Raw genomic sequence first — 22,731 nt, 5'->3', positions numbered from 1 at the left:
ACGACCGGCATGCCGCCATTCTGCAGGAGCGGCGCGTTCAGCGGCGGCCGAAGACCTCGTCCAGCCAGTCGTAGATGCGGGCGAACGCCAGTCGCTGCGCGCCCGACTGGCAGTGCGCGCCCGCGCCCTCCGCGGTCGTGAACGGCATCAGCGTCTTCTTGCACGTCAGGTGCTCGAACAGCCGCTCCGGCTGGCCGCGGAAGAACAAATCGTCCTCCGCCGAGCAGACCAGGGTCGGGCAGGCGATCTGCTCCGCGATGCCGTCGCGCAGGTGGTACTCCAGGAACCCCGCGCAGAAGGCCCGCGGCGACGGGGCGTTGCAGTTCCACATGCCCTGCTCCATCAGCCAGCGTACGGCCGGGTCGGCGGCCATCGCGGCGGCCAGAGCGCGGTCGAGGTCCTCGTCGACGGTGGCCCGCAGCCGCCGGTCCAGCGAATCGCGCGAGCCGGGCAGCGCGGCGGTCACCCAGTCGCCGAGGTCGTACACGCCGTCCATCGCGATCAGCGCGTTCACCCGCGACTCGAAGGCGGCCGCGCGCGGCATCAGGTAGCCGCCCATGCTCAGGCCCAGCAGCGCGACGTGGTCCCGGTCGACCTCCGGGCGCGAGAAGGCGTAGTCCACGACCGGGCCGACGACGTGCTCCCAGTCGGGGCGGAAGCCGAGGTCCTCGCGGTGGCGGGGGCCCGGCTGGCCGGGGCCGTCGAAGCTCAGCACGTGGTACCCGCGCTCGACCGCCGCCGCCGCGCCGTAGAAGTGCATCTCCTCGACGGTGCCGTCGAAGCCGTTGCACATGACGATCGTCGGGCGGGGCTCGTCGGCGGCGCGGTAGAAGTACCCGGGAAGGGTGGTTGATTCGTAGCGGATCGCGACCGGCTCGATCGGCGGGGTCATGAGGCCCGCCGCGATGCGGAAGCACGTCACGCTGCGTTCGTAGGCGTGTGCGATCCGTGGGTCGCCGGGGTGGCCGTGCAGGAAGAACTCGGCGGACCGGTAGTAGTTGGAGGCGCGCAGGAAGGCCTCGCGGGCGCTGACCCGGTGCCCGGCCGCGGCGGCCTTGTCGGCGCCGGTCGCGACCCGGTCGGCGGTGGAAAGCCACTGGTCGTGCCAGCCGTCGTAGTCGCCGGCGGTGATCTGCTGGGCGGTGGTGGCGACCTCGCCGAAGTCGGCGCCGCCGTACGCGGCGTGGCCGAAGCTGCGCAGCGTCTCGAACCAGAACGACTCGTTCTCGGTGAACAGCAGTGGGCGCATCGGATGCGGATACCCGGCGCCTCGAAAATAATCTCGGCGGAGGTGTCGATCGGGGCGGGTCGCGTTCGTAGCCCTGGTGAGAGGCCGGCACGGAGCCGGGCCGCACACCCGCTGGAGGACATCATGACCACCACCGCCACCACGAGCCGCGCCACCACCGCCTACGCCGCGCTGATCGGCACCGGGCTCGCCGCCACCGCCGTGGCCAGCGCCGCGACCATGGCCGTCGCCGCCGCCGGTCATGCCGCCGGCATCAGCCTCGACATGGCCGGCGCGCCGATCCCGGTGGCCGGGTTCGGCACCCTGACCGCCATGTTCTCGTTGGTCGGGGTGGTGCTGGCGGTCACCCTGGCGCGGTTCGCGGGGCGGCCGCGGCGGGCGTTCGTGCGTACCACGGTGGTGCTCACGGCGCTCTCGCTGGTGCCGGACGTGCTCGCCGACTCGGCGCCGGCCACCAAGGCGCTGCTCATGCTGACCCACCTGGTCGCCGCCGCGATCGTCATCCCCGCCGTCGCCCGCCGTCTCGCCGCCTGATCCACCCACCCGAAACCGAGCAGAAGGAGCACGATCATGAAGCAGTACCTGCTGTCCGTCTTCTACGTCGAGGGCACGCCCGAGATGTCGGCGGAGGAGACCGAGCACATGATGCGCGAGACCGGCCGGATCAACGACGAGATGCAGGCCGCCGGCGCCTGGGTCTTCGCCGGCGGGCTCGTCTCGCCCGAGGTCGCGACCGTCGTGCGGATCGACAGCGGCAACACGACGATGACCGACGGGCCGTTCGCGGAGACCAAGGAGCACCTGGCCGGGTTCTGGGTCCTCAAGTGCGACGACCTCGACCAGGCCCTCGCCTGGGCCGCGCAGGCGGCGACCGTCTGCGGCCCGATCGAGGTCCGCCCGTTCGACGAGCTGTCGCAGGCCTGAGCGGCGATGGATCTGGCGGGCATCTACCGCGCGGAGTACGGCCGCTGCGTCGCCACCCTGGCCCGCCTCCTCGGTGACATCAACCTCGCCGAGGAGGCGGTCCAGGACGCCTTCGCCACCGCGGTGGAGAAGTGGCAGGAGCCGCCGCCGAACCCGGGCGCGTGGATCGTGACCACCGCCCGCAACCGGGCGATCGACCGGCTGCGCCGGGAGACGACCCGCGAGGCCAAGCACGCCCAGGCCCTGCTGCTGTACGCGCAGGACGAACCCGAGGAGGTGGGACCGGTGCGCGACGACCAGCTGCGGCTCATCTTCACCTGCTGCCACCCGGCGCTCTCGCCCGACGCCCGCACCGCCCTGACCCTGCGCCTGCTCGGCGGCCTCGAGGTGCCGGAGATCGCCCGCGCCTACCTGGTCCCGGAGCCGACCATCCAGCAACGGATCGTGCGGGCCAAGAAGAAGATCAAAGAGGCCGGCATCTCGTACCGCGTGCCGCACGCCCACGAGCTGCCCGACCGCCTGCCCCCGGTGCTGACCGTGCTGTACCTGATGTTCAACGAGGGGTACGCGGCCACGGCCGGCCCCGAGCACATCCGCACCGACCTGTGCGCCGAGGCGATCCGCCTGGCCCGCGAGCTCGCCGCGCTGATGCCCGACGAGCCCGAGGTCCTCGGCCTGCTCGCACTGCTGCTGCTCACCGAGGCGCGCCGCCCGGCCCGCATCGGCGCCGGCGGCGAGCTCGTGCTGCTGGCCGACCAGGACCGCACCCGCTGGAACCGCGCGCTCATCGCCGAGGGCCACGACCTGGTCCGCCGCTGCCTGCGGCGCAACCGCCCCGGCCCGTACCAGATCCAGGCCGCGATCAACGCCGTGCACACCGACGGCGACGCCACCGACTGGCGGCAGGTCCTGGCGCTCTACGACCAGCTCCTCGCCATCGCCCCCACGCCGATCGTCGCGCTGAACCGGGCGGTCGCCGTGGCGGAAGTACACGGGCCGGGTCTGGCTCTTGCCGCTCTTGAACACGTCGAGCTGCCCGGCTATCACCGCCTGCCCGCCGCCCGCGCCGACCTGCTGGCCCGGCTCGGGCGCACCGAGGAGGCCGCGGCCGCCTACGCCGAGGCCGCGGACCTGGCCACGAACGAGACCGAACGCGACTACCTGCAGTCCCGCCACACCGAACTCACCGGGAGGACCCCATGACCGCCACCTACACCTTCGACGTCTTCTGCAGCCTCGACGGCTTCGGCACCGCCACCGGCGACTGGACCGGCTACTGGGGCAAGCAGGGCCCGGAGCTGCTGGAGCACCGCCTCGGCCTGTACAAGGACGCCCAGCGCATGGTCTTCGGCGCGAACACGTACCGCGCGTTCGCCCAGATGCTCGCCGCCAGCGCCGAGGACGCCGACGTCCGCGACCCCTGGGTGACCCGCATGCGCCACCTGCCGGCCACGGTCATCTCCAACACCCTCGACGGCCCGCTGGACTGGCCGGACGCCACGGTAGTGCGCGGCGATGCGGTGGATGTCGTCGCCCGCCTGAAGCAGGAGTCGGACGTCCCCCTGCGCTCGCACGGCAGCCTGTCGCTGAACCGCGCCCTGATGACCGCCGGCCTCGTCGACTTCGTCCAGGTCACGATCTTCCCGGTCATCACCGGCCGCAACGGTACGGAGCCGATCTTCGCCGGCGCGCCCGACTTCGACCTCGACCTGGTCGAGACCCGCACGCTGGACGGGCGCACCCAGGAGTTCGTCTACCGGCCCACGCTGCACTAGACGAGGTCGAGGATCAGGAACGCTGCCAGCAGTACCGTGGCCAGGATCAACGCGTTGAAGGGCCAGGCCAGGGGACCGAGCAGCACGAGCGCCACCCCGGCCGCGGCGAGCCCCGACAGCAGCAGCCAGGCCAGCGGCGTCGACGACCGCGACAGCAGCGCAAACCCGGCGGAGACATCGCGGGACAGCCCGGCCGGCGCCGCGGTGTCACCCTTGAGGACGTAGGCGGCCAGAGCCGGCAGGTTCTCGGCCGCCAGCGCCGCGCTGTGCCCGCCGGGGTAGTAGTAGACCTCGGTCTTGGCGTCGCTGTCCCACGCGTAGAAGCCGTCCACGCCGCCCGTGCCCACGTCGCGCATGCCGAGCCCGCGCAGGGCCGCGCACAGCACCCCGACGGGGATGTCACGGGCGGCGCGGTCGTTGCGGACGTGCCCGACCTGCCCGCGCTCGAACCGCGCCCGCCAGTCGTACGACGTCGGCAGCACACTCCCGGCCAGCAGCACCCGCCCGAACCGCATCCCCGGGATCGTGGCGAGCCCATGCCCCAGCAGGTACGTCCCGTTGCTGTGCCCGATGAAGTGGAACGTCGCCTTCGGGTTCAGCGCGAGCCGCTCGGCGTACACGTCCTCGAGCCACCCGATGAACCGCCGCCGCATCGCCGGGAAGATGAATTTCCGCGCCGAGAACCTTCCGTAGCTGGCGGCGACGACGTCCACGCCGGGGTACGTGCGGCTGATATGGTCCTCGATGTCCCGTACCCACGTGGTGTTCCCGGCCCGGATGCCGTGCAGCACAATGACGACGGTCCGCCCGTTGTCCCCGATCTCCGGCACCACGGCCGTCTTCAGCGCCCGGGTGAACGCCTTCGCGACGAGCGCGAACCGCTGCTCGGGCTCGGGCGCGAGATCGAGCCGGATGAGATCCCCATGCCCCGCGTCGGGCACGATCACCTGATCGCCGGTCGGAAACTGCTGAATGTCGCTGCTGTCGTCGTCCCGCACCAGCCCGTCCCGGTCCCCGAGAAACTGCACGATCAACGGCGGATGATCGAGGATGTTGACCTCGCGCATCCAGGTGATCCGCAGGTTCGCGATGAACGCCGACCCGCGCAGCAGATCGTGGAACAGGCAATGCCGCACGTACGGCAACCACCGCGCAACCGCCGCCGCCCGCGGCAGCGCGACCCCGCGGTTGATGCTCGCGAACAACACGATCCGCGACACCTTTGCCGCCCACGTAGGTTCCTTCGCGGCGAGGTCATCGACGTAGGCCTGCCGCAGGAGCGTCCCGCCGAGACTGTGCCCGACGAGCACGACGTCGTCGTACCCGCCGTCGGCCACCCACCGCTGGTTGATCCTCGCCGCGACGTGCCTGGCCACGTCGAGCACCGACCGCCGTGAGTGCCACTTCGCGCCGTGCCGGATCAGCTCCCAATGACACTCGGCGGGGCCGTACCCGGGCAGCGCCTGCAACCGGCCGACGAGCCCCTCCCAGGGCCCGAAATCGTCCATGATGGACGGAACAACTACTACGAGACGCGACGTCATGGCCCCTCCCTGCTCCCAGGAGAGATGCCTCGACCCACGTCCCTGATACAGGTCTTCGAATGGTCAGACCTCCGGCCTACTGCTTCCAGGCTGCGCCGAACAGCGTCCACAGCCGGGGGTACCGGCGGGCAAGTTCGGCGGTGGACAGCCCGGCCCATTCGGCGTCGTCGGGGTCGGGGTCCATGCGGAGCCGGACGTGGCGCTCCTCGGCGACCACGTCGCGGATGTCGCCGTCGATGTCGGCCCGGCCGTCGCCGACCTGGCACGCCACGTACTCCAGCGACTCCCATTCCGGGTAGTCCTCGTCGTCCCACGGGTGTGGAACGGCCGCCAACCGGACCACCTCCGGTACACCGGCGAGGCTGTCGGGATCGTCGATCGCCGCCTCGTAGACGGGCCGGCCCAGCCCGACGAGCCACATCTGGAAGTAGTGGAAGGAGTCCATGCTGCTGGGCTGGGTCACGATGAGGTCCGCGGCCCGCCACAGCCGGTACGTGTTGGCCGGTTCGCGGGTCGCGGACAGATGCTGGACGAAGTCGAGCAGGTCCGCGCGGGGGAGCCGGGCGAGCCGCTCGCCCAGGAAGGTCTCGCGCTCGGGTTGGCTCGGACCGGCCTGCCGCGACAGCTCGAGGAAGGTCCAGAAGTCGTCCACATGCATGCCCGTGAGCCTCACGTCAGTCGTGGTGGTCGGCAATGTCGCCGCCAGGGCGGCGGAACCTGGTCAGCGAGAATACCGGCCGGAACTTCACCAGGACGGTGACGCCAAGGGCGAACCCAGCAAGGAGCAGCAGGCCGCGGACGGTCTGCGGCCATAAACCCAGCCGGGTCCCGAGGTACCCGACGACCTGCAGCAGGGGGAAGCCGCTGAACAGGAGGAACCCGACGCCGTACCTGCGGACCTCCGCGGGCGCCGTGATGCCGCCGCCGGGGACCTTGCCGGTGAGCAGGACGTGGCAGCCGAAGTAGAGCGCGCCCAGGCCCATGATCGCCAGTGCGCCATGCACGCCATCCATGAAGCTCACGTCGAGAAGCTACCTGTCGCCCGCAACACCCCGTGGCGCGCGCCGGACGGCGGAGCGCGATGATCACCGCCGTGAGCGCAGACACCGGCGAGACCGTCACCACCATGCAGGACCTGGTCGCGTTCGCCGTCCAGCGGGCCGCCGGCGCCGGCCAACCCTGGGCGCTGATCGGCCTCGCGCCGTTCCTGAGCGACGAGCAGCGGACCGCAGCGCTGGACGCGGCCTCGGGATGGCTGACGGTCTGCGCCATCGAGGACGGGAACCTGCGGGCCGTCACCCTGGGGAGCCTGGCCCGATCGGTGACCGGCGAGTACCTCGTCGCGGCGGAGGCCGCGACGTACGCGATCGACGACCCCGCCGCCCGAGCGCGGGGGCTCGCCGCCGTCGCGCCGCACCTGCCCGAACCAAGGGGTCAGGCAGCGATCGCCGCCGCACTCACCGCGGTCCTCATGAAGCCGTCCGGCGGGGACACGTTGCGCCGGATCGCCCTGCATGAATTGCTGCCGCTGGTAGATCAAGACCAGGCTGCCGTGGTACTGGATGCCGACGCCGCCGAACTCGACAGTCACTCGCACTCGTGGCTGAAGTCCGTGGCCCCCTACGCGACACCGCAGCGGCTGGCCGTGGCGGTCGCCGACTACCTCGCACCGCGCCGGCTCGGCGACGACCTGACCGGCGCGCGGCTCCCGAGATACGTCGACGAGGATCTGGCCAAGCTGGTGCCGTACCTCCCGGCCGAACAGCGCACCGCCGCGGCGCGCAGCGCGGTGTCGCTGTTCGGGCGGATCCACGACCGCGATTGGGGGCGTGGCCTCGCCTTCCTCGCCCAGTACCTCACGGCGGAACAGGTGGACGAGGCCTTCCGCGTGGCGGACCCGCACGACCATCCGCTCGCGCTCTGCGACGGTATCGAACACCTCGCCCCGTACCTGAGCGGCGACCGCCTCGACGAGGCCATCGCCGCGCTCCTCGAGGTGGCCGACGAGGACCATCGCTCCCAGGCCCTCGCCGGCATCGCGCCACACCTCGGCGACATCCGCATCGACCAAGCTGTCGCCGCCGCGACCGGCATCGGCGACCCGCAGCTGCGCGCACAGGCGCTGGCCGCGATCGTGCCGCACGTACCGCACAGCCGCCGGCCCGCCGTGGTGCGGACCGCGCTGGACGCCGTCGAGATGCTCACCGAGGCCGACGACCGGGCCGACCAGCTGATCCGCCTGGCGGCCGCGCTGCCGGCCGACCAGCGCGCGCCGGTGCTGACCCGGGCGTACACCGCCGTGACCGCGACCCCGGACGGCTCGAAACAGCAGCGGCTGGTCGAGGAACTGGCGCACGCATGGTCAGCGTAGAGTCGCCCCGGTGACCGTGTACGACGTGGCTGCGAAGCTGCCACCGATCGACGTGCTGCGCGACCGCTGCAAAGCCCTCGCGGTGCTGGAACGCATCATCGACGGCGGCGAGCCGTACTACGCCTACACCACACGGTGGGGTGACGACGAGGCGGCGCTGATGAGCAACGGCAGCGGCGACGAATGGTCCGTCGTGTTCACCGCGCAGGGCGCCTTCATCCGAGTCTTCGACCACGAGTCCCCGATGACGCCGTACCGCGACGAGGACCACGAGCTGTGGCCCGGTCTGCTCGACGGGCTCCCCTCGGCGTTCCGTGCCCAGGTCGAGGAGCCGGCGTTCGGCGACGAGGACGGCCAGTTCTCTGCCACCGCGGTGCTCTGGCGCCGCGCCGGCGACGATCGCTGGCACGCCGGAGAGGGCATCGACTTCCCGCCGCCACGCGGCCCGTACGACACGGACATCGACGGGTCCGGCATGCTGGCGATCCTGCTGGACGACATCGTCGACCGGTTCGCCGAGTTCGCCGCCGACTACTACGAGATCGAGATCGACCGTACGGCGGTCGAGCACATCGTCGCGCATCGCCCGCTCACCGAGGCCGTGGTGCGGGCGCTGAACCCCGACGCGACGCTCGCGGAACTGCACGCCGATGTCGGTCTGATCGGCTACTCGATCCAGACCGCGTGACGGTGGGCCCAGTCCTAGTCGCCTGGTCGGCCTACCGGCGGCGGGCGGCGGCCGGCCGAGGCGCACTACGTCAACAGGTCATCGAGGCTCAGCCGGTACCAGGTCGCTTCGGTGAACACATGCAGGTGCGGTCCTCGGCCCACCATCGTGGTCTGTTTGGGGAGCGGCCGGCCATCGGGCAGTACCAGCGAGGCTTCCCAGGCCGGTTCGCAGCGGCCTTCGGCGAGACGGCCCACCACCACGTGATCTCGCCGCTGGCATTCGCTGAGGGCTCCGGACCTGTGCATGTTCGGCCTGGAGGCCGAAGGCATGGTGGGATGGCTCGACGACGCGGCTGACCTGATGGCGCAAGGGCTTCGGCCGGAGCCCGACGTCGTCGTCGCCGGCGTCCTCCGTACCTGGGCGCTCCGGCCGGCTCCCGCTGGTCCGGGCAGCGTAGTCGACAACCGCTCACCTGGTCGGCTTACCGGCGGCGGGCGGCCGCCAGCCGAGGCAAGATCCCGGGCGCGGGGGAGCCACCCGTCCACATCCACAGGTGCACCAGAGCGGCGGTGATCAACGCGGCCACGGGCAGGTGGACAATCGGCCAGAGGGCCACGAACGCGACCACGAACAGGGCGAGCGTCGGCCAGCGGCGACGGACCCGGGGGTTCGGCGGGTCGCCGAGGAACAACAGCCGGGGCGGCCGGTCGAGGGTGCGACTCGTCGGCAGCAACACTCCCCGCCCCGGGACCACGAGCACGTGCCCGGCACGCGGGCCGGGCGTCCGGCAGGCCTCCATCGGTACGGGCTTCCGGATCGTGCCGAGCCAAGGCTCCCAGCCGACCCGCTGGTACCGGACTCGGCCATCCGCGCCGGACAACTCGAGCCAGACGACCGTCAGCTTGTTGCTGCGGTCAACACTGTCGGCGCTGCGCGGAATCCCGCGCATCGGGGCGCCCGGACGGTTCGCGGCTCGCTGCCACCGCCACAACCGCAGCCCCAGCGACACGGCCACGATCGCCGCGGCGAGGAACAGTCCTGAAGCGAGGAGGTACCGGTCACCAGGTCCGAATGCGTCGGGACCGGGTGGGGTGGCATGGCCATCCGGCCGTGCACGAGCGGCAGCGACGAGATTCCACCCGGCCAGCCCACCTGTGAACATCACGGCGGTGAGCCCGGTCGCGATCAGCCACGCCACCGTCGATGCGGCCCACCAGCGTCGGCCCGGGTTCCGTTGCGCCGCCACCTCGCCCGCCCGTCCGCTGATGACCGACCGTTCGTCACGCAAGCGCGCCGGTGCAGCCGATGCTAGCGAACGCGGTCACGGCCGCCTGAGCCCGAAGCCATCCACAGCCGCGGGTAACGGCGAGGGGTGTTACGGCCGGGGCCGCTCGGCGTCGAGCGGTGCACGGACGAACTGCCGGCTTCGCTCGTCGCAGGCGCCGAAGCTCAGGAAGTTCTGCCGGGCAAGCGTGAGACTCAACCTCGCATCCGGGCGCGTTCGCTGGTTGCGAACGGCGGTCGCTTCGGTCGGTGCCGTGGGAGGTTCTGGCCTACGGTCCGATGATGACGACGAAGGCCGCCTACGACGCCCACGCCGACTGGTACGAGGAGTACGTGACCGGCGCCGCCGCCGAGTACACGATGCGCCGGCAGGACCTGTTGCGCCGGCTGCTCGGCACCGGGAGCGGCGTGTGCCTGGATCTGTGCTGCGGTACCGGGGTCCAGGCCGCCGAACTGTCCGCGCTCGGATGGCAACCGGTCGGGCTCGACCTGTCCGGCGGGCAGCTGCGCCACGCGGTGCGGCGGCTCCCGGTGGTGCGGGCGGACGCGGCCGTGCTGCCGTTTGCCGACGGTACCGTTGCGGCGGTTGATTGCGTCCTCGCGCACACCGACCTGCCGGACTATGCCGCCGTCCTCCGCGAGGTCGCCCGGGTGCTGCAGCCCGGCGGCCGGTTCGTCCACATCGGCGTGCATCCCTGTTATGTCGGGGCGTTCGCCGACTGGAGCGCGCGACCGGCGGTCGTGGTCGATGCGCGGTACGCCGACCGCTCCCACACGTACGACGCGTGGTGCCCGGCCGGCGTCCGCGCCCGGGTCGGTGCCTGGCATGTGCCGCTGGCCGATCTGCTCAACGCGGTCGTCGCCGCCGGGCTGCGGCTCGAGCGTGTGGAGGAGGCCGGCCCGGGCGGCGTTCCTGACGTGCTGGGCCTGGTCGCGGCGAAGCCTGCATACTGCTGACGTGGACGTTCGTCCGTCGTTCGTGGTCACCGGGGGCGCGCAGGGCATCGGCCGCGCCATCGCCGAGCTTCTGGCCGTCGAGGGCCACGTCGTCGTGGTCGACGTGCAGGACCCCGGTGATTGGCCGTCGGACCGGATCGCAGCCCTGGTCGGCGACGCCGGTGATGCTCACACGGCGCGACTGGCGGCGGCGGCCGCCGAGGCGGCCGGCCCGCTCGCAGGATGGGTCAACAACGCCGCGGTCTTCCGCGACGCGAGCCTCGCCGGAGCGTCGGCGGCCGAGATCCTCGAGCTCGTGTCCGCGAATCTGCGGCTGGCGCTGACCGGCTGCCACGCGGCCGTCAATCATTTCCTGGACTGCCGGCGGCCCGGTGCCATCGTCAACGTCTCCTCGCACCAGGCGCAGCGGCCTGTTCGGGGCGCCTTGCCGTACGCCACGGCGAAGGCGGCCATCGAGGGCCTGACCCGGGCCGTCGCCGTCGACCACGGTCCGGCCGGCATCCGCACCAACGCGGTCGCGCTCGGCTCGATCGGCACCGGCCGCTTCGAGCAGTACCGGGCCGAGCACCCCGAGGTCGACGCGCAGATGGCGGCGCTCCACCCGCTCGGCCGCGTCGGTACCGCCCACGAGGTCGCCGACGCCGTCGCGTTCCTGCTCTCGCCGGCGGCCGGGTTCGTCAACGGCGTCGTCCTCGCCGTCGACGGCGGCCGAGCGGCCAACGGAGCCGATCCCGAGGCCACCTGACCGGTCGGCAGCGCTTACGGGTTGTTGAGGTAGGCGAGCACGGCCAGCACACGGCGGTTCGTGGTGTCGTCGTCGTGCAGGCCGAGCTTGCCGAACAGCGACGTCGTGTACTTGCCGATCGCGCTCTCGCTCAGAAACAGCCGCCCGCCGATGGCCTGGTTCGACAGGCCCTCGGCCATCAGCCGCAGCACGTCCAGCTCCCGCGGCGTCAGCCCGTCCAGGAGCCGCTGCGAGGAGCCGCTCCCCAGCAGCCGGGCGATGACCTGCGGGTCCATCGCCGTACCGCCCGCCGCCACGCGTTCCAGGGCGTCCATGAACTGGTCGGCGTCGAAGACGCTCTCCTTGAGGAAGTACCCGATGCCGCCCACCCCGTCGGCCAGCAGTTCGCGGGCGTAGAGCTGTTCGACGTGCTGGGACAGGATCAGGATCGGCAGGCCGGGGACCTCACGGCGGGCCGCCAGCGCCGCGCGCAGGCCCTCGTCCGACTGGCCCGGAGGCATCCGCACGTCGACCACGGCGACGTCGGGGCGATGCGAGAGCAGCGCGGCGAGGGTCTCCTCGCCGGTCGAAGCGGTGGCGACGACCGTGTGGCCGAAGGCCTCGATCAGCCGGACCATGCCGTCGCGCAGCAGGTACAGGTCCTCGGCTACGACGATTCGCATGGCACCGTCATGGTCGCACGGGTCGGGCCGCCGGGCGGGCTGGCCACCTCCAGCGTCCCGTCGAACGCGGCGAGCCGCCGGCGCGGGCCCGCCAAGCCGCCCGCCGCCGGGATCGTCGCGCCGCCGCGGCCGTCGTCGGTCACCTCGACGACCAGCTGCTCTACAACAAGGCGAATGACCACAGCGGCCGACTTGGCTCGGGCATGTTTGACAGCGTTGGTGAGGAGTTCGGCCACGCCGAAGTACACGGCGGCCTCGATCGGCGGATCGAGCCGCACGGGGAGGGACGCCGAGACGGTAGTCTCCAGTGGACAGTCCAGGGCGAACGCGCGGACCGCGTCGACCAGGCCGCGCTCGTTGAGCACCGGCGGGCTGATCCCGCGGACGAGTTCGCGCAGCTCGCTCAGGGACGTGGCGGCGCCGGTGCGGGCATCACGCAGTACCGCTGCGGCTTGGTCTGGATCGGTGCGCATCAGGCGCTCCGCGGTGGCCAGGGACAGGCCCAGGGCGACGAGGCGGGCCTGGGCTCCGTCGTGCAGGTCGCGCTCGATGCGGCGGATCTCGGCGGCCTGCGCGACCGTGGTGTCGGCGCGCTGGGCCGTGAGCTGGTCCACCCGTGCCGCGAGGCGCATCGCCGGCGTGGGGCCGAGGAACCGCCGGCCGATCGGCGCGGCGACCCGCCACGCGAAGGGGGCCGTGGCGGCGGCGAGCGGCACCGACAGCAGCCACCACCCGCCGAGCAACGCCAGGCCCAGCGCGACCGGCGGGACGGCGCACACCACGCCCGCCGTGCACGGAGCAACAAGAGCGAAACGCAGGTCCCGTCGTACCGCCGGATCGGTCAAATATCCCCGCAAGCGCTGGTCCTGCTCGGCGCGGCGGCGGCTGCGCTCGTAGGAGTGGCCGTTCCACCAGTACCCGGTGGACAGGCGGGTGATGGGGGCCGGCTCGCGGTACCCCGGCGGGATGGGCGTGCCCGTCCATCGAAGCACCAGCATGCGGTACCAATGGCAGACAGGACGCGACAGCAGGACTGTGCCGGCGAGCGCCCACACCGCGGGCGCGAACCACGACCAGGGGTTGTGCCGCCACAGGACGGCGACGAACACCGCTCCGGCCCAGACCGCCGCGACGGGCAGCGTGGCGGCCGCCACCAGGCAGGACCGCCAGAAGCCCACGATCACCTTCATGAGCCCACTCTGCACCCGCCGACCGTCCGGCGACGAGTGGGGCCAGGCCCACTCCAGGCGGCGTCCAGGCGCATACCGGCGCGGCCGTACCGATCCTAGCGTCAGATCCATGGAGATCACCGCCCCGCGCCTGTGGTTCGTGGACAACCTGCGGATCGTGCTCATCTTGCGTCAGTCACGTACCTGGTGCGGATCGTGATCCCGATCGGGTTCCGGGTGCCCGTCATCGACTTCCCGACCTGCGCGTACCTGCCGCAGTACGTCTCGTTCTTCGTGGTCGGCACCCTCGCCGCCCGCCGCGGCTGGTTGACCGCCACCACGCCCCGGATAGGCTGGACGGGACTCGCCCTCGCGCTCGGCGGCACCGTGGTGTTCCTGCCTCTCGCCCTCGCCAGCGGCCTGTCCGCGTGGCTCGGCGGCGGCACCCTGGCCTCGCTGTTCTACGCCCTGTGGGACTCGACCCTGGCCGTCGGCCTGGTGCTCGCCCTGCTGACGTTCTTCCGGGCCCGCCTCAACAGGCAGAAGAGGCTGCGTCGGTACCTCACGAGCTCCGTCTTCCCCGTGTACGTCCTGCACGCGATCGTGGTGACCGCCGCCGGCCTGGCGTTGTCGCGCACGGACCTGCCGTCGCTGGCGAAGTTCGCGCTCGGCGCCGCGATCGCGCTGCCGGTCTGCTTCCTGATCGCCGGTCCGGTGCGGCGCATCCCGGGCGTGCGGCGGGTGCTGTGATCAGGGGCGCCGCGGGGTCCGGAACCGCCGTTCGCCGGCGTCGCGGCCGGCACCCCGTCGGCGCCTACCCGCCGCAGCAGCGCGAAGCCGTCCATGCGGGGGCGTCATCACGTCGGACACGATCAGGTCGGGAGCGGACCGGGCGGCCGGCTCCAGCGCCTCCTCGCCGCCGGCGGCGACCGTGACGGCCCAGGCGGAGCCGAGCCCGCGTGTGATGTGCCGCGGGCCGACCATGTCGCCGACCGTTCGTGCCCGGCACCGGCATGGCGCTGGGTCCGCCGACGGGCCCACTCCGTGCGGCGCTACCGGACGGGTCGGCGCTCGGCGCTCGGCGCTGCCGTTGATGCGCGGACGACGAGGTCGGTGGCGAGTTCGATGTGCAGTGCGTCGAGGCGGTGCTGTTCGAGGAGCCGGATGACGAGGCTGACGGCCATGCGCCCCATTTCCTGCAAGGGTTGCCGCACGGTGGTGAGTTGCGGCGTGGTGGCGGTGGCCAGGTCGATGTCGTCGAAGCCGGTGACGGAGAGGTCGGCGGGCACGCGCAGGCCGCGCCGGGCGGCGGTGGCGAGGATGCCGACCGCGACCTTGTCGTTGAAGCCGATGATGGCGGTCGGCGGGTCGGGCAGGTCGAGGAGCTCGTCGGCCGCGCGCTGGCCGTACTGGACGGTGGGTTCGGCGGTCCGGATGAGCGTGGGGTCGGTCAGCGTGCCGAGGTCGGCGAGGGCGGACGTGTGCCCGGCGAGGCGGGCCTTGCCGGCCAGCCAGTTCTGCGGGCCGGCGAGGACGCCGATGCGGCGGTGGCCGAGGTCCAGGAGGTGTTCGGTGAGCGCGCGGGCGCCGCTGTAGTGGGCGGCGGAGACGGCGGGGATGTCTCGTGGCGGCGGGGTGCGCGGGTCGATGACGACGAACGGGAATCGCTGGTCGCGCAGGTGCTGCAGGTCCTCGGCCGGCTCGGGCGGCAGGATGAGGAGGGCGGCGTCGATGCCGGGGCGGGTGGCGAGGGTGGGCAGCACCGTTTCGTGCTGCGCGAGCTGGCCGGCGTCGAGGATGGCGTTGCGTCCGTGCAGCTGCAGCGTCTCGGCGATCGAGGACACGATCAGCCCGAAGTAGTCGGTGAGCTCGTACGGGCAGCGCACGAACACGGCCGGGGCCGCGGTCCGGGCCGCGGCGGGGCCGCCCGGGTCCTGCTGGCCGAGCCGGTCGACGGCCTGCCGGACGGCTTCCTGCTTGTCCGGCGCGACGTGCGGGTGCCCGTTCAGGGCGCGTGACACCGTCGCGATCGACAGCCCGGTCTCGGCGGCGATCGCCCGGACCGTGACCCGCCGATCGGGCCGGCTACCCATCTGTTTCAACGCCACGTTTCACGCGGGCAGCATACCGGCCGCGCGGCGATCGCATCTCCCCGCCGAAACGCGGCGTTTCAGGCGCCGGTCGATGCGTGGCGCCGGCTGCGTGCGAATCATGCTCCCGCCCGGACGCCTTGCAGGGCAACGTCTTCGCGACTGTCGGCGCGTTCCGGGCCGTGCCCGCGTCGCTGGACGCTGCCGCGCCGGCGGCGCCATCGCAGGTCAACAGACAGTTTCAACAGTTGTTACATACGCGGCTTCTTAACAGAAAGTCTGGTTGCCTAATCCCAGCCATTGATGGCAGTTGACGTGCGAGGTTGCCGGTGGTTTGCTCCATGTCGTTCGATGTTTCAGGCTTGTTTCAATTGTTACAGACCTGCAGCAGGCTCGCACCGGGGGCCGCCACTCCCGACGGTCCACGCACCCCCAGGCAAGGAAGGCATGCCAATGACCATGCACGTGTTCGGCCGATGGCGGGTCCGGAAAGGGCGAGGGCTTGTGGCCGCTTCGGCCGCCGTCGCGCTTACCGCGGTCGGCCTCGTCACGCTGCCGGCGTACGCCGCGACGGGACCGACGATCTCGTCGTGGGTCACGACGCCCGACATGTCGCGCAAGCTGTCGCCCGGCGCGCCGGTGACGTTCGGCACCGGGTCGACGCAGTCCAACAACATCACGGTCGACCCGAACACGACGTACCAGACCATCGACGGCTTCGGTGCGTCGATCACCGACTCCTCGGCCGTGCTGCTGTCCCGGCTGCCGCAGAGCCAGCGCGACGCGGTCATGGCCTCGATCTTCAGCCCGACGTCCGGCACCGGGATGAGCTGGCTGCGCCAGCCGCTCGGCGCGTCCGACTTCGTCGACGGCCCGTTCTACACGTACGACGACCTGCCGTCCGGCCAGACGGACCCGTCGCTCGCGCACTTCTCGATCGCGCACGACCAGGCGCAGATCATCCCGCTCGTCAAACAGGCGATCAACCTCAACCCCAGCCTGAAGGTCGTGCTCGCGGCCTGGGGGCAGCCGGCCTGGATGAAGGACAGCGGCAGCCTCGTCGGCGGCCACCTGCTGCCGCAGTACTACAGCACCTACGCCGGCTACCTGCTCAAGTCGATCCAGGCCTACCAGGCGGCCGGCGTGCCGATCTGGGCGCTGAGCGTGCAGAACGAACCGCAGAACCGCACCCCGCTCGGGTACCCCGGCACGGACCTGCAGGAGGCGGCCGAGATCGCGGTCGTCAACGCCCTCGGGCCGATGCTGCAGTCCAACGGTCTGGGCAACGTCAAGATCATGGGCTTTGACCACAACTGGGCCGAGCATCCCAACGACACCGCATCCGCGCAGAAACTCGGCGAGGACCCCGAGCTCAATTACGCCGCGGACATCATGCGCAGCTCGGCCGCCCAGTACCTGGCCGGCACGGCGTACCACTGCTACTACGGCGACGCCGGCGCGCAGACCACGCAGCACAACGCGTTCCCGAACAAGGACGTGTGGATGACGGAGTGCTCCGGCAGCCACGACGCCGGGCAGCCGCTGTCGCAGTACTTCTCCGACACCCTCAACTGGCACGTGAAGAACGTCCTGATCCCCTCGCTGCAGAACTGGGCGAAGGGCCTGGCGTGGTGGAACCTCGCCCTCGACTCCAGTGGCAACCCGCACAACCAGGGCTGCGGCACCTGCACCGGCACGATCGCGATCGACGGCACGACCATCACGTACAACGCCGAGTACTACATCACCGGCCACGCCAGCAAGTTCGTCAAGCCGGGCGCGGTCCGGGTCGGCTCCGGCAACGCCGGTGACGTGCACACCGTCACCTTCCGCAACCCGGACGGCAGCTACGCGATGATCGCCGGCAACAACGGCGGCGGCACGCAGACGTTCAGCATCACGTTCAACGGCAACGTCGCCACCGAGACCCTGCCGCCGAACGCGCTCGCGACCTACACCTGGGCCGGCTCGGGCACCACCGACACGACCCCGCCGTCGGCGCCGGGCAACCTGACGGCGAGCGGTACGACGGCGACGTCGACGAACCTGAGCTGGGCGGCGTCGACGGACAACGTGGGCGTCACCGGCTACAGCGTCTCCCGCAACGGCACGCAGATCGCCACAACGGCCTCGACGAGCTACACGGCTACCGGTCTGAGCGCGTCCACCGCCTACAGCTTCACCGTCAGGGCGTTCGACGCCGCCGGCAACGTCTCGGCCGCCTCGAACACCGTGAACGTCACCACGAGCGGGACCGGTGGCGGCGGCATCGACCCGGCCCGGTGGTACTCCGTGGTCAACGCCAACAGCTCCAAGTGCCTGGACGCGGCCAACGGCGGCACCGGCAACGGCACCGCGCTGCAGCAGTGGACCTGCTACGCCGGGAACAACAACCAGCAGTGGCAGTTCCAGCCCACCGACGGCGGCTACTACAAGGTCGTGACCCGCAACGCGACCAGCCTCGGCTGGGACGTGGCCGGCGGGGCCGGGGCCACCGGCAACGGTGCCCAGATCCAGCTCTGGACCTACAGCGGCGGCACCAACCAGCAGTGGAAGCCCGTGCAGAACGCGGACGGCAGCTACCACTTCACGCCACGCAACAACCCGAACAACTGCCTCGACGTCACCAACGTGTCGACCAGCGACGGCGCCCGCCTGCAGCAGTGGTCCTGCACCGGCGGCGCCGCCCAGCAGTTCACCGTCCAGTAGCCGACCGCGACAGCGTCCGGGCTCCCGCCGCCAGCCGGGAGCCCGGCTCCGTCGAGCGCCCGCCCGTAGGAGGACACCCCACGATGACCCGCCCACCCCGACGCGGCCGGCAGCTCATCGCCGCCGCGGCCGCCGCAGCGACGGTCCTGGCCGGCACCGCCGTCGCCGCCGCCACCACCACCGGCACCGCCGAACCGGCCGCCGCAGCCACCGTCCAGGCGTACTGGAGCTCCGAGTCCCGGGCCTCCGGGTTCGGGCCGAAGGACGGCAACTGGTTCACCGACCCGGCCGCCGGCCTGGCCGCCACCCCCTACCGGCTGTCCCGGCAGACCGACCTGACCACGAGCGCCGCGACCGGACCGGCGACCATCACCGTCGACCCGGACACCCGCTACCAGTCGATCCTCGGCGTCGGCTCCTCCCTCGAGGAGACGACCATCTACAACCTGTCCCGGATGAGCCCCGCGGTGCGGACCGCGACCCTGCGCACGCTCCTCGACCCGGTCACCGGCGCCGGGTTCAACGTCGCCCGCATCCCCCTCGGTACCAGCGACTTCACCTCCCGGCAGTTCTACACCTACGACGATGGTCCCGCGGATCCCGGCCTGTCCCGGTTCTCGATCCAGAAGGACATCGACTCCAACATCATCGCCGTGCTGCGCGAGGCCAAGGCGATCAACCCGAACCTGCTGCTGTTCGGCAGCACCTGGAGCGCGCCGCCGTGGATGAAGGCCAACAACGCCATCACCGGCGGCCCGCTGCTCGACGCCCAGGTCCCCACCTTCGCCACCTACCTGCGCAAGGCCGTCACCGCCTACGCCGCCCAGGGCCTGCCCCTGTACGCCCTCACCCTGCAGAACGAGCCGCTGTTCGCCCCGGGCGACTACCCCGGCATGACCGTCACCCCCGACCAGGAACGCCGCCTCGCCGTCGCCCTGCGCGCCGAGCTCAACGGCAACGGCGCCGGCAGTACCAGGATCTGGGCGTTCGACCACAACTTCTCCGACGGCCCCGGCTACGCCGCCGGCGTCCTCGGCCGGCCCGGGTCACCCAGTGACGCGTTCGACGCCGTCGACGGCATCGCGTTCCACGACTACGGCGGCGACCCACCCGCCATGAGCCAGGTCAAGACCAGTTACCCCGGCAAGGACATGGCGATGACCGAACGGGCGGTCTGGGGTACCTCCGGCGCCGACCGCATCGTGCAGTACTTCCGCAACCAGTCGATCATGTACCAGGACTGGGTCACGATGCTCGACCAGAACCGCCGACCCGAGCAGTGGTCCGGCTCGCCCGACCCCAGCATGCTCATCCAGAGTCCGAGCAGCCCCGACACCTACTGGGCGCTCCCCGAGTACTACATCTTCGCCCAGTTCTCCAAGTTCGTCGCCCGCGGCGCCCAGCGCGTGAAGAGCAACTACGGCAACTCCGGTACCGTCACCGACGTCGCGTTCCGCAACCCCGACGGCACCCTCGTCACCGTCGTGGTCAACCAGACCGGCAACGACCAGCCGTTCACGCTGCGGGCCGGCTGCGAGCACATCACCACCACGCTGCCCGCCAAGACCGTCGGCACCTATCTGTGGCCGGACGCCGACGGTGACACCAGCGGCTGCCCGCAGTCCGGCAACCTCGCCGAAGGCCGGCCCACCACCGCATCCTCGGCCGAGAACGGCGGCACGCCCGCCGAGGCCGCCACCGACGGCGACCCCGGCACCCGCTGGTCCAGCGCGTTCAGCGACCCGCAGTGGCTGCAGGTCGATCTCGGCCGTACCTACACCATCGACAGCGTCACCCTGAACTGGGAAGCCGCCTACGGCCGCGCCTACCAGATCCAGACCTCCGACGACGCCGCCACCTGGACCACCATCTCCAGCACCACCAGCGGCGACGGCGGCACCGACGCCCTCACCGTCAACGGCACCGGCCGGTACCTGCGCCTCTATGGCACCGCCCGCGCCACCACCTACGGATACTCGCTCTACGAACTCCAGGTCACCGGCCGGCTGCCCGGCGGCACCCCGTCACCCACGACCACGGCGACGGCCTCACCGAGCCCGACGGCCAGCCCGTCCGGCGACCCCACCATCAACCCCAACGCCTCCTACGAGATCGCCGCGAAACACAGCGGGAAGGCCCTCGACGTCCGTGACGTGTCGACCGCCAACGGCGGCACCATCCAGCAGTGGGACTACGTCGGCAACCCCAACCAGCGGTGGCGGCTGCAGCCCGCGGGCGGCGGCTACTACAAGATCGTCTCCACGGGTACCGGCAAGGTCCTGCAGATTCGGGGCTCCTCCACCGCCAACGGCGCCGTCGTCGAACAGTGGGACGACCGCGGCACCGACATCCAGCGCTGGCAGATCACGACCGCGGCCACCGGCACCGTCAAGATCGTCAACAAGGTGAGCGGCAAGGCCCTCGACGTCCAGGACGTCTCCACCGCCAACGGCGCCACGATCCAGCAATGGACCTACGGCGGGGGCGCCAACCAGCAGTTCACGCTCGCGCAGATCGAAACCGTCCCGTAGCACCACACCCGAGGGGAGCAGGCCGGCCGGCCCCGCCCGGCCGGCCTGCACGGACCGGCCGCGTCACCGACGCCGACCTTTCCGCCCGCGTCGAAGCGTGCACCCGGCGGCGCTTCACCGGCCGGTGCGCAACGCCAGGCGGCGGACCGAGCCCATGACGTCGAGCGTGACGGTGGAGCCGTCGACGCGGTACGACCACGGCGGCTCCACGAACGTCGACCACAGCTTGCCGCCGTCGCTGGTCCACGCCGCGAGTTCGAGCTCGGCGCTCATGAGCACGGTGTTCTTGTGGCGCCGCCACTGCCAGAAGCCGCCCTCGGCGGTGTCCTCCCACTGCCGGCGCCAGGTGCCCTCCCTGGCCTCGTAGGCAAGCAGCCGGGTGCCGGCTCCGACGAACACCTGCCGCCGCTTCGGCACGAGCAGCACACCGGGCGTGAACCCGCTCTCGGCGGGGGAGTAGCGCTGCGTGACGACGAGCCGCGGCCAGTCCCCGACGTCACGGACGGCAACGAAGCTGAACCCGTCGGTCCGCGCCCCCGCAAAGTCCTCGGCAAGTTCAGCATGCCGTTTGTACAGGCTGAGGCTCGTCGGCACCGCCGCCCCCACGACGACGGTGAGGTCCCCGGCCCCGACCTCGACCAGCCCGTCGCCGCGCGCACCACTCACCCGTTGATCATGCCCGCCGAGCCGCGTTCTGCCACGTGATCATTGCCTCTTCAGCCGTTGGCTCGGCACCAGTCGAGTACGACGAGGTCCAGTGCGCGGGCGAGGTCGGCGACCGGCGGCGTGCCGATCAGGCCGAGCACGGTGACCCGGTCCTGCTGCACGACGCCGTAGCAGACGGAGCCGGCGCCGTAGGCGAGCGCGAACGATCCGGCGACGCGGTTGGGGGCGTCGCGGAAACGGACCCCGCCGAGCTCCCGATCGGGCCGCGGCAGGTTCGCCCGGACCTGGGCCCAGGACGGCAGCGGCTCGCCGAGCGCGGCAAGCTCCCGCAGGTGGATCTGGTCGAACCCGGCGCCCCGGCGGTGCTCGGTGAAGATCCGCCGGATCGCCGCGAGCTCCCCGTCGATCGCGGCCGCGTTCCCGCGGGAGGCGAGCTCGACCTGCCGCCAGTCGTCCTCGTGCAGCACCAGCGCATCGGCCCCGGCGGCCTCGTCGGCGAGCGGCGGCAGCTCGGCGCAGAGCGTCGGCAGCGAGTACAGAATGTCCTGCGGCGCCATCATCTCGACGCGGCGCAGCGTGAGCACCATCTGCCCGCGGGCGGTCGCCTCGGCCCGGGTCTCGGGCTCGGCCCGCTCGACCACCCACTGGTCCTGGCCGAGCTGGAGGGAGGTCTGCGCCGCGAAGCTCTCGGGCAGCTGTTCCGCCGGCATCTCGGAGCGGGCGAACGGCTGGCCGCTGCCGGCATCGACGAAGGTTACCTGGACCGTGGCCACGCGCCGACTGTACCGTCCGTGCGATGCTGGATTCTTCCCCCGCTTCGGTCCAGGTCTGGAACCGTGGCATGGACGCCACCGGGGGCCGGATCGGCGACCTGCAGCTGGGCGCGATGTCGAAACCGTACGGCCGGATCATGGGCAGCGGCACCTCCGCCGTCCTCGACACCTCCACCCGCGACGAGGTCCTGGCCGCCGCCGACGCGTTCGACTACCTGGGGTTACCGGACCTGGCCGCCCTGACCCGCCGGATCGCCGACGCCGACTGGGAGCGGGAGCACCTGGAGGAGCGGTACAACCACGCGTTCTACGCGCTCGAGTACGGCCTGTACGCGGCGTTCGAGCGCCGCTACTTCGCCCACCCCGAGGACTTCGCGCCGGTCGAGGACCCGGGGCCGCCCGCCGTGCCGGGCCGCTGGACCTGCCCCGGCACGGCGACGGTGCACGAGCTGGACGACACGTGCAGCCTGGGCCCGGACTGCGCCCGCGAGCGGGACCGGCGGTTCAGCAGTCACGCCTACACGGCCCTGCACACCGCGGACGGCTGCACCTACTGCCCGGCGGGCGGTGACTGGGCCTTCTGACGCCGCCGCCCGAAGTTGGCACGAGCCC

Annotated in this window: 24 protein-coding genes; 12 read left to right on the top strand and 12 right to left on the bottom strand. The window is 71.7% G+C overall.

Annotation, left to right across the window (positions count from 1 at the left end; all coding sequences use genetic code 11):
- Positions 1-37: 37 nt before the first annotated feature.
- Positions 38-1,249: an alpha/beta hydrolase family protein gene (locus ACQPZ4_RS26750; RefSeq protein WP_433040728.1), complete on the bottom strand. Its 1,212-nt coding sequence runs from the start codon at positions 1,247-1,249 to the stop codon at positions 38-40.
- 123 nt (positions 1,250-1,372) lie between these two features.
- On the opposite strand from ACQPZ4_RS26750, the gene ACQPZ4_RS26745 reads away from it, so the two are divergent.
- Genes ACQPZ4_RS26745 through ACQPZ4_RS26730 form a run of 4 tightly spaced genes read left to right on the top strand, consistent with a single transcriptional unit; the run spans position 1,373 to position 3,948 of the window.
- A complete protein-coding gene (locus ACQPZ4_RS26745) occupies positions 1,373-1,783 on the top strand; it encodes a DUF6069 family protein (protein WP_433040725.1) in 411 nt (136 codons plus the stop codon).
- A gap of 36 nt (positions 1,784-1,819) precedes the next feature.
- Entirely contained in the window at positions 1,820-2,173 is a 354-nt protein-coding gene (locus ACQPZ4_RS26740) for a YciI family protein (RefSeq protein WP_433040722.1), read from the top strand.
- Between the two features lie 6 nt (positions 2,174-2,179).
- On the top strand, positions 2,180-3,376 hold the full coding sequence (locus ACQPZ4_RS26735) for an RNA polymerase sigma factor (RefSeq protein WP_433040719.1): 1,197 nt from the start codon (positions 2,180-2,182) through the stop codon (positions 3,374-3,376).
- Complete coding sequence (locus ACQPZ4_RS26730; protein WP_433040716.1) at positions 3,373-3,948, top strand: dihydrofolate reductase family protein; 576 nt, start codon at positions 3,373-3,375, stop codon at positions 3,946-3,948. The genes ACQPZ4_RS26735 and ACQPZ4_RS26730 overlap by 4 nt, the downstream gene beginning before the upstream one ends.
- On the opposite strand, the gene ACQPZ4_RS26725 is transcribed toward ACQPZ4_RS26730, so the two are convergent.
- From ACQPZ4_RS26725 to ACQPZ4_RS26715, 3 genes are all read right to left on the bottom strand, one after another.
- Positions 3,945-5,492 (bottom strand): lipase family alpha/beta hydrolase, encoded by a 1,548-nt coding sequence (locus ACQPZ4_RS26725; protein WP_433040713.1) that lies wholly within the window; start codon positions 5,490-5,492, stop codon positions 3,945-3,947. The genes ACQPZ4_RS26730 and ACQPZ4_RS26725 overlap by 4 nt on opposite strands.
- A 76-nt stretch (positions 5,493-5,568) precedes the next feature.
- Entirely contained in the window at positions 5,569-6,150 is a 582-nt protein-coding gene (locus ACQPZ4_RS26720; RefSeq protein WP_433040710.1) for a DUF4240 domain-containing protein, read from the bottom strand.
- A gap of 16 nt (positions 6,151-6,166) precedes the next feature.
- Positions 6,167-6,514, bottom strand: a complete 348-nt coding sequence (locus ACQPZ4_RS26715) for a hypothetical protein (RefSeq protein ID WP_433040707.1) — start codon at positions 6,512-6,514, stop codon at positions 6,167-6,169.
- A 71-nt stretch (positions 6,515-6,585) separates the two neighbouring features.
- Between ACQPZ4_RS26715 and ACQPZ4_RS26710 the strand changes: the two genes are divergently transcribed.
- Both ACQPZ4_RS26710 and ACQPZ4_RS26705 read left to right on the top strand, forming a co-directional pair.
- The gene (locus ACQPZ4_RS26710; protein WP_433040704.1) at positions 6,586-7,863 is read left to right on the top strand and encodes a hypothetical protein; all 1,278 of its coding nucleotides are present in this window, start codon (positions 6,586-6,588) and stop codon (positions 7,861-7,863) included.
- A 10-nt stretch (positions 7,864-7,873) separates the two neighbouring features.
- Complete coding sequence (locus ACQPZ4_RS26705) at positions 7,874-8,551, top strand: hypothetical protein (protein ID WP_433040701.1); 678 nt, start codon at positions 7,874-7,876, stop codon at positions 8,549-8,551.
- A 65-nt stretch (positions 8,552-8,616) separates the two neighbouring features.
- Here the strand turns inward: ACQPZ4_RS26705 and ACQPZ4_RS26700 are convergent, their stop codons facing one another.
- The 3 genes from ACQPZ4_RS26700 to ACQPZ4_RS26690 form a co-directional block, all read right to left on the bottom strand.
- On the bottom strand, positions 8,617-8,793 hold the full coding sequence (locus ACQPZ4_RS26700) for a hypothetical protein (RefSeq protein ID WP_433040698.1): 177 nt from the start codon (positions 8,791-8,793) through the stop codon (positions 8,617-8,619).
- A 221-nt stretch (positions 8,794-9,014) separates the two neighbouring features.
- Positions 9,015-9,821, bottom strand: a complete 807-nt coding sequence (locus ACQPZ4_RS26695; protein ID WP_433040695.1) for a hypothetical protein — start codon at positions 9,819-9,821, stop codon at positions 9,015-9,017.
- 87 nt (positions 9,822-9,908) lie between these two features.
- The gene (locus tag ACQPZ4_RS26690) at positions 9,909-10,016 is read right to left on the bottom strand and encodes a CPCC family cysteine-rich protein (protein WP_433040692.1); all 108 of its coding nucleotides are present in this window, start codon (positions 10,014-10,016) and stop codon (positions 9,909-9,911) included.
- Between the two features lie 83 nt (positions 10,017-10,099).
- Here ACQPZ4_RS26690 and ACQPZ4_RS26685 point away from each other — a divergent pair, with 83 nt between their 5' ends.
- Both ACQPZ4_RS26685 and ACQPZ4_RS26680 read left to right on the top strand, forming a co-directional pair.
- Positions 10,100-10,774, top strand: coding sequence for a class I SAM-dependent methyltransferase (locus ACQPZ4_RS26685; protein WP_433040689.1), 675 nt, complete (start codon positions 10,100-10,102; stop codon positions 10,772-10,774).
- Position 10,775: 1 nt separating this feature from the next.
- Positions 10,776-11,519 carry an SDR family NAD(P)-dependent oxidoreductase gene (locus ACQPZ4_RS26680; RefSeq protein ID WP_433040686.1) on the top strand — a complete coding sequence of 248 codons (744 nt, stop codon included), beginning with the start codon at positions 10,776-10,778 and terminating at the stop codon, positions 11,517-11,519.
- Between the two features lie 14 nt (positions 11,520-11,533).
- Here the strand turns inward: ACQPZ4_RS26680 and ACQPZ4_RS26675 are convergent, their stop codons facing one another.
- Together ACQPZ4_RS26675 and ACQPZ4_RS26670 are read right to left on the bottom strand one after the other, a co-directional pair.
- Positions 11,534-12,181: a response regulator transcription factor gene (locus ACQPZ4_RS26675; RefSeq protein WP_433040683.1), complete on the bottom strand. Its 648-nt coding sequence runs from the start codon at positions 12,179-12,181 to the stop codon at positions 11,534-11,536.
- Positions 12,166-13,371, bottom strand: a complete 1,206-nt coding sequence (locus ACQPZ4_RS26670; protein ID WP_433040680.1) for a histidine kinase — start codon at positions 13,369-13,371, stop codon at positions 12,166-12,168. Before ACQPZ4_RS26670 ends, ACQPZ4_RS26675 begins: the two co-directional genes overlap by 16 nt.
- Before the next feature lie 195 nt (positions 13,372-13,566).
- On the opposite strand from ACQPZ4_RS26670, the gene ACQPZ4_RS26665 reads away from it, so the two are divergent.
- Positions 13,567-14,100, top strand: coding sequence for an acyltransferase family protein (locus tag ACQPZ4_RS26665; protein WP_433040677.1), 534 nt, complete (start codon positions 13,567-13,569; stop codon positions 14,098-14,100).
- 302 nt (positions 14,101-14,402) lie between these two features.
- On the opposite strand, the gene ACQPZ4_RS26660 is transcribed toward ACQPZ4_RS26665, so the two are convergent.
- Entirely contained in the window at positions 14,403-15,458 is a 1,056-nt protein-coding gene (locus ACQPZ4_RS26660; RefSeq protein WP_433040674.1) for a LacI family DNA-binding transcriptional regulator, read from the bottom strand.
- A gap of 486 nt (positions 15,459-15,944) precedes the next feature.
- On the opposite strand from ACQPZ4_RS26660, the gene ACQPZ4_RS26655 reads away from it, so the two are divergent.
- Positions 15,945-18,149 (top strand): RICIN domain-containing protein, encoded by a 2,205-nt coding sequence (locus tag ACQPZ4_RS26655; RefSeq protein ID WP_433040671.1) that lies wholly within the window; start codon positions 15,945-15,947, stop codon positions 18,147-18,149.
- Between the two features lie 83 nt (positions 18,150-18,232).
- Positions 18,233-20,680 (top strand): RICIN domain-containing protein, encoded by a 2,448-nt coding sequence (locus ACQPZ4_RS26650; RefSeq protein WP_433040668.1) that lies wholly within the window; start codon positions 18,233-18,235, stop codon positions 20,678-20,680.
- 114 nt (positions 20,681-20,794) lie between these two features.
- Here the strand turns inward: ACQPZ4_RS26650 and ACQPZ4_RS26645 are convergent, their stop codons facing one another.
- Entirely contained in the window at positions 20,795-21,346 is a 552-nt protein-coding gene (locus tag ACQPZ4_RS26645; RefSeq protein WP_433040666.1) for a hypothetical protein, read from the bottom strand.
- Between the two features lie 50 nt (positions 21,347-21,396).
- Complete coding sequence (locus ACQPZ4_RS26640; RefSeq protein ID WP_433040663.1) at positions 21,397-22,119, bottom strand: hypothetical protein; 723 nt, start codon at positions 22,117-22,119, stop codon at positions 21,397-21,399.
- A 23-nt stretch (positions 22,120-22,142) separates the two neighbouring features.
- On the opposite strand from ACQPZ4_RS26640, the gene ACQPZ4_RS26635 reads away from it, so the two are divergent.
- Positions 22,143-22,703 (top strand): hypothetical protein, encoded by a 561-nt coding sequence (locus ACQPZ4_RS26635; RefSeq protein ID WP_433040660.1) that lies wholly within the window; start codon positions 22,143-22,145, stop codon positions 22,701-22,703.
- The last annotated feature ends 28 nt before the right edge of the window (positions 22,704-22,731 follow it).

Source organism: Dactylosporangium sp. CS-033363, assembly GCF_050942475.1.
In the GTDB taxonomy this organism is placed as follows: Bacteria; Actinomycetota; Actinomycetes; order Mycobacteriales; family Micromonosporaceae; genus Dactylosporangium.
The sequence above is the reverse complement of the archived record's forward strand: the minus strand, read 5'-3'. Positions and strand labels throughout refer to the sequence as shown.

What these genes read in the sequence shown, in the direction of transcription:
- ACQPZ4_RS26750 (WP_433040728.1), bottom strand. Translation starts at nt 1,249, where the DNA reads ATGCGCCCACTGCTGTTCACCGAGAACGAGTCGTTCTGGTTCGAGACG.
- ACQPZ4_RS26745 (WP_433040725.1), top strand. Translation starts at nt 1,373, where the DNA reads ATGACCACCACCGCCACCACGAGCCGCGCCACCACCGCCTACGCCGCG.
- ACQPZ4_RS26740 (WP_433040722.1), top strand. Translation starts at nt 1,820, where the DNA reads ATGAAGCAGTACCTGCTGTCCGTCTTCTACGTCGAGGGCACGCCCGAG.
- ACQPZ4_RS26735 (WP_433040719.1), top strand. Translation starts at nt 2,180, where the DNA reads ATGGATCTGGCGGGCATCTACCGCGCGGAGTACGGCCGCTGCGTCGCC.
- ACQPZ4_RS26730 (WP_433040716.1), top strand. Translation starts at nt 3,373, where the DNA reads ATGACCGCCACCTACACCTTCGACGTCTTCTGCAGCCTCGACGGCTTC.
- ACQPZ4_RS26725 (WP_433040713.1), bottom strand. Translation starts at nt 5,492, where the DNA reads ATGACGTCGCGTCTCGTAGTAGTTGTTCCGTCCATCATGGACGATTTC.
- ACQPZ4_RS26720 (WP_433040710.1), bottom strand. Translation starts at nt 6,150, where the DNA reads ATGCATGTGGACGACTTCTGGACCTTCCTCGAGCTGTCGCGGCAGGCC.
- ACQPZ4_RS26685 (WP_433040689.1), top strand. Translation starts at nt 10,100, where the DNA reads ATGACGACGAAGGCCGCCTACGACGCCCACGCCGACTGGTACGAGGAG.
- ACQPZ4_RS26675 (WP_433040683.1), bottom strand. Translation starts at nt 12,181, where the DNA reads ATGCGAATCGTCGTAGCCGAGGACCTGTACCTGCTGCGCGACGGCATG.
- ACQPZ4_RS26670 (WP_433040680.1), bottom strand. Translation starts at nt 13,371, where the DNA reads ATGAAGGTGATCGTGGGCTTCTGGCGGTCCTGCCTGGTGGCGGCCGCC.
- ACQPZ4_RS26650 (WP_433040668.1), top strand. Translation starts at nt 18,233, where the DNA reads ATGACCCGCCCACCCCGACGCGGCCGGCAGCTCATCGCCGCCGCGGCC.
- ACQPZ4_RS26635 (WP_433040660.1), top strand. Translation starts at nt 22,143, where the DNA reads ATGCTGGATTCTTCCCCCGCTTCGGTCCAGGTCTGGAACCGTGGCATG.